Consider the following 6,885-nt stretch of genomic DNA (forward strand, 5'->3'; position numbering starts at 1 on the left):
ATACAATCAAATCTTTATCGAGCTATCCCGGTCCAGATATCAATCACTCTTTCGGGCGGTTATCGACGACCCGTTTGGCCTTGCCTTCCGAGCGCGCGACACCACCCGGCGCGTGGACGATGATCTTCGTCGTCACACCGACAACGCTCTTGATGTGATGGGTGAGTTCCTTTGCCGAAACGCCGCGTGCGGCTTCGTCGGCTGCCTCCAGGGTGCATTCCACATGAACGGTCATGTTGTCCATGCGGCCGGTGCGCGTCAGTTCGATCTGGAAATGCGGCGCAAGCCCGCGACATTTGAGGATCTGTTCCTCGATCTGCGTTGGGAAGACATTGACGCCACGCAGGATCATCATGTCGTCGGACCGCCCCGTCACCTTCTCCATGCGGCGCAGGGAGCGCGCGCTGCCGGGCAGGAGCCGCGTCAGGTCGCGGGTGCGATAACGGATGATCGGCAGCCCTTCCTTGGTCAAGGTGGTGAAGACCAGCTCGCCAAGTTCGCCATCCGGCAGGACGGCGCCGGTCACCGGGTCGATGATCTCGGGATAGAAATGATCCTCCCAGATATGCAGGCCGTCCTTGCTCTCGACGCATTCGCTGGCGACGCCTGGTCCGATGACTTCCGACAAGCCATAAATGTCGACGGCGTGCATATCGAAGGCTTGCTCGATTTCATCGCGCATGGCATTCGTCCAGGGCTCTGCTCCGAAGATCCCGACGGCGAGGGAGCTCTCTCTGGGGTCGATGCCCTGGCGGCGGAATTCATCGAGGATCGACAGCATATAGGAGGGCGTGACCATGATGATGCGCGGCTTGAAATCCTGCATCAGCGTGACTTGCCGCTCCGTCATGCCACCCGAGATCGGCACCACCGTGCAGCCGAGTTTCTCGGCGCCGTAATGCGCGCCAAGGCCGCCGGTGAACAGCCCATAGCCGTAAGCGACATGCACGAGATCACCAGCACGGCCGCCGGCGGCGCGGATTGAGCGCGCAACGACGGTCGCCCAAGTGTCGATATCCTTGGCCGTATAGCCGACGACGGTCGGCTTGCCTGTCGTGCCGGAGGAGGCGTGAATGCGGGCCAGCTTCTCGCGCGGTACGGCGAACATGCCGAAAGGATAGGTATCGCGTAGATCCTTCTTCGTCGTGAAGGGAAACTTGGCGAGGTCTGATAGGCTCTTGAGATCGGAGGGATGAACGCCCGCTTCATCGAAGCGTTGCCGATAAAAGGGCGAGTTCTCATAAGCATGGGTGAGCGACCATTTCATGCGCTCAAGCTGCAGCGCGGAAATCTCGTCGCGCGAGGCTGTCTCGATGGCCTCGAGCTCGCCGGCCCGCGGTGATAGGTTTTCCATGAAAGTCTCCTCCAGAAATGCCAGGGCCACTTCGCTTCTCTTCGAAGCCGAAAAAGCTCCATCCTCTTGTTGTCCTACACATTCCGGACGAAGAGCAGCTGCGCGCTCTTCCTGGAAATGCGTTAGATGCTCCCGAAGCGAAGTCTACTCAGGCAGAAGCGTACCCTTGACCGAGCGTGAGTGGCCGCGAAATTCCGCGATCTGCTCGCCATGCTGATTGGTAATCGCGATGTCGTAGATACCGCCGCGTCCGCGGCGCGACACCTCACGAGCCGCCGCCGTCAACCGGTCGCCCCTGAAAGCCGGCGAGATATAGGTCACCGAACAGTGCTGGCCGACGGTGCGCTGATTATATGTGTTGCAGGCGAAGGCGAAGGCCGAGTCGGCCAGAGTGAAGATGTAGCCTCCATGGCAGGTGCCGTGACCATTCGTCATTGCCTCGGTCACATCCATCGAAATTGTGGCTTCGCCCGGCGCTACCGCAGTCACTTCCATGCCGAGGAGGCGAGTGGCGTTATCGTCTTCCCACATCGATTTCGCACAAGCCTGCGCGAGCTCTTGCGGCGAGAGATTTTCAGTAAGGCTCATCGTCCCTTGAACTCCGGCTTGCGCTTTTCGAGGAAAGCTGAGACCCCCTCCGCATAATCGGCACTGCGGCCGGCCTCGCGCTGCAGATCACGTTCGAGATCGAGTTGCTCGTCGAGCGAGTTGGTCGCTGCCGCCTGAATGGCGCGTTTCGTCAGGCCAAGGCCCAATGTCGGGCCTGAAGCAAGCCGGACGCTAAGCGCCTTTGCCTCATCCATCAGCTTGTCGTCGTCCACTGCGCGCCAGATCAGCCCCCAACCTGCAGCCGTCTCTGCGTCCAATGGCTCTGCCGTGAGCGCCAGTGCCTTGGCACGCGCTTCGCCAATGAGCCTGGGGAGGCTCCATGTACCGCCGGAATCCGGCACAAGGCCTATCTTAGCGAAAGCCTGGATGAACCGGGCCGAACGGGCTGCAAGGGTAATGTCACAGGCAAAGGCGATATTCGCCCCCGCGCCGGCGGCCACACCATTAACCGCGCAGACCACAGGCTTTTCCAGGCTGCGGATCAGGCGCAGAAGCGGGTTGTAAAAGGTCTCGATCGTGCTCCCGAGATCTGGCGTACCCTTGCGCGGGTCGCGATCGCCGAGATCTTGGCCAGCGGAAAAGCCGCGGCCGGCTCCCGTCAGAAGAACGGCTCGGACATCCGCATCCTTATGTGCGCGTTCAAAGCCGGCGCGCAGCGCAAGGTGCATATCCTCATTGAAGGAGTTGAGTTTGTCGGGTCGGTTGAGCGTGAGGCTCAAAACGCCATCGGCAAGGACTGATAGAACAGTGTCGGAATCGGACATGTATCCTCCCTGTCACCTTTCCCAGCGGTGACCGTGAAAAAACTCTTGCATAGACCGACCGGTCAGTCAATTATAAAAACAGCGAAAGGGAGGAATAGAGATGACAGCACTTTCCGAGCGGCATCTTACGACATTGCAGGGTGCGATGGATGCGGCCGCCAAACGCGACTACTGGTCCGCCTATCCCGAAATCCCAAGCGGCAAGATCTATGGCGAAACCGCCAGAGACGACGGTCTAGCAGCTTACGAAGCCAGGCTCGGAAAACAGTTCGAGATTGCCGGACATCCGGCGCAGAGCTCGGTTGGCGTTGAAGTATCGCCTTATGGGCCGTCGCTTGGTATCAGCTATCCGAGCGCATCCGTGGAGCTACTCGTTTCGGCATCACAGGCTGCCGCAACACAATGGGCTGCAGCACCGGCCAAGGCCCGCATCGGCATATGCCTCGAAGCGCTCTCCCGCCTCAATGCCCGCAGCTTCGAAATGGCGAATGCCGTTATGCATACGACGGGGCAGGGCTTTGCCATGGCGTTTCAAGCTGGCGGCCCGCATGCGCAGGATCGCGGCCTCGAAGCGGTCGCCTATGCCTACGCCGAGATGACCCGCACTCCGGCGCAAGCGATATGGACGAAAGCGCAAGGCAAGGGGGAGCCGATCGTTCTCGAGAAGCACTGGCGTGTCGTGCCGCGCGGGATTTCCCTCGTGATCGGCTGCAATACCTTTCCGACCTGGAACAGCTATCCGGGCTTGTTTGCCAGCCTGGCAACCGGAAATACCGTCATCGTCAAGCCGCATCCGGCGGCGATATTGCCGCTTGCCATCACGGTCGAGATCGTCAGGCAGGTGCTTGCCGAAGAAGGTTTCGATGCCAACGCCCTATTGCTTGCCGCCGACACGATGGGCTTCGAGATCACGAAAGACCTCGTGCAGCATCCGGCGACTGCGATCATTGACTATACCGGTTCCAACAGCTTCGGCTCGTGGGTGAGGGCTAATGCCGGTAAGGCTGATGTCTACACGGAAGAGGCTGGCGTTAATTCGATCGTCATCGGCGCGACCGACAATTTCGCTGGCCTGTGCAGCAACATCGCCTTCTCGCTCTCTCTCTACAGCGGCCAGATGTGCACGGCTCCGCAGAATATCTTCGTACCGCGCTCCGGGATTTCCACGGATGACGGGCACAAGAGCTTCGATGCGGTTGCCGCCGGCATCGCTGGAGCCATCGACAGCTTATTATCCGATCCGGCGCGCGCGGCCGGCATTTGCGGTGCCATCGCCAATCCGGCTTCGCTTGCGAGGGTGAACGAGGCCCGGTCGCTCGGCCGCATCGTTCGCGATTCCGCGCCGATCGAGGGTTTGGACGACGCACGCACAGCGACGCCGCTCATCCTCTCCGTCGATGCTGCCGCCGAGGCCGCCTATAGCGAGGAGCGTTTCGGCCCGATTGTCTTCATCGTCGCTGTCGATGATGTGACTGAGGGCGTGAACCGCGCGGCCGAACTTGCGGAAAGAAGAGGCGCGATAACGGCCGCTCTCTATGAAACCGAAGAGGCGAGCATACTGGCAGCAGCCGACCGCTTCGCGAAAGCGGGTGTCAATCTGTCGGTCAATCTGACCGGTGGCATCTATGTGAATCAGAGCGCGGCCTTCAGCGATTTCCACGTGACCGGCGCGAACCCGGCGGGCAATGCCAGCTTGACGGATACAGCCTTTGTTGCCAATCGCTTTCGCATTGCGATGTGGCGGCGACCTGCTGCGGCCTAATCCTCCTTTGGCGGACCGCCAACGACATCGGCTAACGAGACCTGTGAGACCATGACCGTCACAATTACGCATGAAGGCGCAATCGCTGTCGTCACCATCGACAACCCGCCCGTGAATGCACTTTCGCAGGCATTGCGACAGGCGCTGGTAGAGGCTGTTTCCAGCATTGACGCGGACGAAACCGTCGATGCTGTCGTGCTTATCTGTACCGGCCGTACCTTCATCGCCGGGGCCGATGTCAACGAGTTCGGCAAACCGCCGGTCCCTCCGCATCTTCCCGACGTCGTCACCGGCATGGAGAATGCACAAAAGCCTTGGATAGCGGCGATACACGGGAGTGCCCTTGGCGGTGGGCTCGAGGTGGTGCTCGGCTGCGCCTATCGCGTTGCCGCCGCGTCGGCGAACTTCGGCTTGCCAGAGGTAAAGCTCGGCATTGTTCCCGGCGCCGGCGGCACCGTTCGCCTGCCACGGCTGATCGGTGCTCCGGCCACGATTGACATGGTGACCAGTGGGACTGCGATCGGAGCTGGAAAGGCGAGAGACCTTGGCCTTGTCGACGCAGTGATCGAGGGAGATCTCTTGCCGGCAGCCGTCACCTTTGCAGGGGAGGTATCCCGAAAACCGAGGCCACAGCCGATCCGTGAGCGCAGCGTTCCGCCGGTCGAAAGTGATTTCTGGGCACGGACGGAAAAGGCTGTCGCTGCGAAGGCAAAGAGGGAAGTCGCCCCGCTTCGTGCGCTCGCCTGTATTCGGACGGCAAGCGAGGTAGATTTTTTGACAGCAACGGCCTTCGAACGCGACACGTTTCTGGAATTGCGCGGCTCCGCACAAGCCGCCGCGCTGCGCCATATATTCTTCGCCGAGCGTGCCGCACCTCGTCCTCCGGAAGTTGCGGACGTGGCACCGCACGATATTGGTTCCGCCGCTGTCATCGGTGGCGGCACCATGGGAGCCGGCATCGTTGCTGCGCTCAGGGACGCCGGCCTGCCGGTTGTTCTCGTCGAGCGCGACGCAACGGCCGTTGAACGGGGCCTCGCCAATGTCGGCCAGATCTTCGAGAACGCTGTAAAGCGCGGCCGTATCTCACCTGAGATCGCGGCGGAGCGCATGGCAGGGGTCACCGGCACGGGTGATTATGGCGCACTCTCGGATATGGACCTCGTTATCGAGGCGGTGTTTGAAGATCTCGTCGTCAAGCGGGCGGTCTTTGCCCAATTGTCTCGTGTCTGCCGAGCCGACGCTATACTGGCAACAAACACATCCTATCTCGATCCGAACGAGATCGGGGAGGGCCTTGCGCATCCAGAGCGCTTTCTGGGTCTGCATTTCTTCAGCCCTGCCCATGTCATGAAGCTTTTGGAAATCGTCCCGACCAGGACGACGGCGCTGCCCGTGCTGGCGAGTGGCTTTGCGCTTGCCCGCTTGCTCGGCAAGATTCCCGTACGCGCAGGCATCTGCGACGGCTTTATCGGCAATCGCATTCTCAAGGTCACACGCGCACAGGCGGAACGTCTGTTGCTCTCCGGCGCGACGCCCGCCACCGTCGATGCCGCGATGCGTGCATTCGGCCTGCCGATGGGGCCATTCGAGGCCCAGGATCTTGGTGGTCTCGATATTGCGGCCTTTCAACGCAAGACCGCGCGCGGACGCGGTGAAGCGCCGTTTGCGCCTGTCGCCGACCGACTTTGTGCCATGGGGCGCGTCGGCCAGAAATCGAATGGCGGTTGGTACGATTATCAGCCTGGTGATCGCACGCCGCAGCCCTCGAGCGCGGTTGCGGCTATCATTGCCCAGGAGGCTGCTGGACTGACGCAGCGAACTTGGGACGAAACGTCGATCGCCGATGCCATCATCCTGCCGATCGTGAACGAGGCAGCGCGCCTTCTGGAAGAAGGCATCGCGCTTCGCGCAGCCGACATCGACCTCGTCAAGATCCATGGCTATGGCTTTCCACGCTGGCGCGGCGGCCCAATGCATTATGCGCAGGCACGCGGCCTCGCCGAAATTGTCACGGTATTGGATCGTCTCGCGACCGAGAGCCTTGCAGATCCAGCTTGCGACGGTCTGCGACTGGCTGCCGAGCGCGATAGTTTCAAGGTAGCTGCTGGCTCCGCCGGTGCAGTTCCATAACAAACCTTATCTGCGAAACGTGTGTAGCCGCAAAGTTGAAGTGTCCTGTTTTTGCAAAGTTGGAATGTCACTCTCCCCGGGTTTTTGATGACCTGGGAGATTGCGGATGGGACTGATTGCGATGAGCGAGCGCGATCTGCAGCGGATCGAGATTTTGTCGAAGGTGATCGCCGGCCGCATGACGCTGGTGTCGGCGGCGCATGTGCTTGATCTGAGCACGCGCCAGGTCCGTCGTCTTCTGGATCGGATCAGCACTGGCGGTGCGG

The 6,885-nt window shown here is 60.9% G+C and carries 6 protein-coding genes; 3 read left to right on the forward strand and 3 right to left on the reverse strand.

The window, feature by feature from the left end:
* Positions 1–43: 43 nt before the first annotated feature.
* The 3 genes from paaK to paaG form a co-directional block, all read right to left on the reverse strand.
* Positions 44–1,354, reverse strand: a complete 1,311-nt coding sequence (gene paaK, locus QD461_RS16705; RefSeq protein ID WP_414088724.1) for a phenylacetate--CoA ligase PaaK — start codon at positions 1,352–1,354, stop codon at positions 44–46.
* A gap of 144 nt (positions 1,355–1,498) precedes the next feature.
* A complete protein-coding gene (paaI, locus tag QD461_RS16710; protein WP_414088725.1) occupies positions 1,499–1,942 on the reverse strand; it encodes a hydroxyphenylacetyl-CoA thioesterase PaaI in 444 nt (147 codons plus the stop codon).
* Entirely contained in the window at positions 1,939–2,727 is a 789-nt protein-coding gene (gene paaG / locus QD461_RS16715) for a 2-(1,2-epoxy-1,2-dihydrophenyl)acetyl-CoA isomerase PaaG (protein ID WP_414088726.1), read from the reverse strand. Before paaG ends, paaI begins: the two co-directional genes overlap by 4 nt.
* A gap of 100 nt (positions 2,728–2,827) precedes the next feature.
* On the opposite strand from paaG, the gene paaN reads away from it, so the two are divergent.
* The 3 genes from paaN to QD461_RS16730 all read left to right on the forward strand — a co-directional run.
* Positions 2,828–4,489 carry a phenylacetic acid degradation protein PaaN gene (paaN, locus tag QD461_RS16720; RefSeq protein ID WP_414088727.1) on the forward strand — a complete coding sequence of 554 codons (1,662 nt, stop codon included), beginning with the start codon at positions 2,828–2,830 and terminating at the stop codon, positions 4,487–4,489.
* Between the two features lie 51 nt (positions 4,490–4,540).
* Positions 4,541–6,619: a 3-hydroxyacyl-CoA dehydrogenase NAD-binding domain-containing protein gene (locus QD461_RS16725; protein ID WP_414088728.1), complete on the forward strand. Its 2,079-nt coding sequence runs from the start codon at positions 4,541–4,543 to the stop codon at positions 6,617–6,619.
* Positions 6,620–6,725: 106 nt separating this feature from the next.
* On the forward strand, positions 6,726–6,885 hold a 160-nt coding region (locus QD461_RS16730; protein ID WP_414088733.1), incomplete at its 3' end, for a helix-turn-helix domain-containing protein.

The organism is Rhizobium sp. BR 314, assembly GCF_047445805.1.
GTDB lineage: Bacteria > Pseudomonadota > Alphaproteobacteria > Rhizobiales > Rhizobiaceae > Rhizobium > Rhizobium lusitanum_B.

Excerpts from the sequence above, each read along its gene's own strand:
- paaG (WP_414088726.1), bottom strand. The coding sequence starts at position 2,727 with ATGTCCGATTCCGACACTGTTCTATCAGTCCTTGCCGATGGCGTTTTG.
- paaN (WP_414088727.1), top strand. The coding sequence starts at position 2,828 with ATGACAGCACTTTCCGAGCGGCATCTTACGACATTGCAGGGTGCGATG.
- paaI (WP_414088725.1), bottom strand. The coding sequence starts at position 1,942 with ATGAGCCTTACTGAAAATCTCTCGCCGCAAGAGCTCGCGCAGGCTTGT.
- QD461_RS16725 (WP_414088728.1), top strand. The coding sequence starts at position 4,541 with ATGACCGTCACAATTACGCATGAAGGCGCAATCGCTGTCGTCACCATC.
- paaK (WP_414088724.1), bottom strand. The coding sequence starts at position 1,354 with ATGGAAAACCTATCACCGCGGGCCGGCGAGCTCGAGGCCATCGAGACA.